The 1,304-nt window shown below is 67.0% G+C and carries 2 protein-coding genes and 1 riboswitch; both genes read left to right on the forward strand.

The window, feature by feature from the left end:
* Positions 1-177 precede the first annotated feature (177 nt).
* A riboswitch (cobalamin riboswitch) is annotated at positions 178-424 on the reverse strand.
* A 71-nt stretch (positions 425-495) separates the two neighbouring features.
* Entirely contained in the window at positions 496-720 is a 225-nt protein-coding gene (locus AC1DOC_RS33955; protein ID WP_012747655.1) for a hypothetical protein, read from the forward strand.
* Positions 717-1,049 (forward strand): cell division protein ZapA, encoded by a 333-nt coding sequence (locus tag AC1DOC_RS33960; RefSeq protein ID WP_018905064.1) that lies wholly within the window; start codon positions 717-719, stop codon positions 1,047-1,049. The genes AC1DOC_RS33955 and AC1DOC_RS33960 overlap by 4 nt, the downstream gene beginning before the upstream one ends.
* The last annotated feature ends 255 nt before the right edge of the window (positions 1,050-1,304 follow it).

The following is a 1,304-nucleotide window of genomic DNA, read 5'->3' on the forward strand; positions in this document are numbered from 1 at the left end:
GGCCAGCGCGAGCGGCAGGCAGGCAAGGCGGCGGCGCGCAGGCGCACGGCCGAGGGAAAGGAAACCACAGGAAGTCATGAATGGAGCGAACGAACGTCTATGCCCGTCGCCGGCTTCCCCGCCGGCGCTTGGGCGCAATGGCTGCCTTGCGCGCCGAATCGACAATCGATCGCGCATGCGGCAGCCGCCTTGTTGGCCGGTATCCGGGCTGGCAGTGCGACCCCACCGCCTTCCCAGGCGCCTGTTTCAGGGCACCCAGTGGCTTGATGGATGAGGTTGACGCTTGCGGCGTCGACTGCTTGACCGTTGCGGGGGCAGCGCAGGCGGCTTCGGCCCTGTTCCGTTTCAGGGGGCGTTCACTCCTGCTTCCCGTTGAACCGCGGCGTGTGAACCACGCCGCAGGCACCAACGCGCAGGATTTTAGGGCCTGGGCCAGCGCAGTAAGCCAAAAGTTGCGCCGCCTGCCGTCCGCCGGGGAAACTACAATCGCCAACCATGCCCGCCTCCAGCCCCATCGACCAGATCGCCGAGCGTGTGGAACGCCTGCTCGTGCGTCATGAAGAGGTGCAGCGCACCAATGCGCTGCTGCAGGAGCAGGTCGAAGCGCTCACGCGCGAGCGCGACGCGCTGAAGTCGCGGCTGGCCGCGGCCCGCACGCGCCTCGATGCGCTGCTCGAGCGGCTGCCGGCCGAACCACCTTCCCAAGATTCCCCCGCATGAAGCAGATTGAAGTTCAGATCATGGGCCAGAGCTATCTGCTCGGCTGCCCCGAAGGCGGCGAGGCGCAGCTGCGCGACGCCGTCGAGCGCGTGGACGCGGCCATGTGCAAGATCCGCGATGCGGGCAAGGTGAAGGCGCGCGACCGCATCGCGGTGCTCGCTTCGCTCAACCTGGCTTTCGACCTGGCGGCCCAGCAGGCGGCCGCCGCGGCCGCGCCGGCTCCCGTGGCCGCGGCCTCCTCGGCAGAGGGCGGCGACGCCGATGCCAAGGCCGCCCAGCTCATTCAGAAACTCGATCAAGCCCTTGCGGGCGATGACCATTTACTCTGAGCGGAAGCACCCGGCCCGTCCGGGGCGTAAAATCCGAACTGTCTGCGGTGCGCGTCGGGCTTAATATTTCCTTGTTCCAATGCTCTCCGGAGCCGGGCTTGGTACATCGCTTGACGGGTGTGATCATCTCGCGTCAGATGAACCCGAAGTCTTGCTGCCCTCGCCCACCTGAACCCTGGTTCAGGATGCGGGTTCGGCGCCCACTTGCAGACACCTTTTTCCGTTCATACGGCCCCTGCATGCGCTGCACGGGGC

Source organism: Variovorax sp. 01T439_2 (assembly GCF_056398445.1).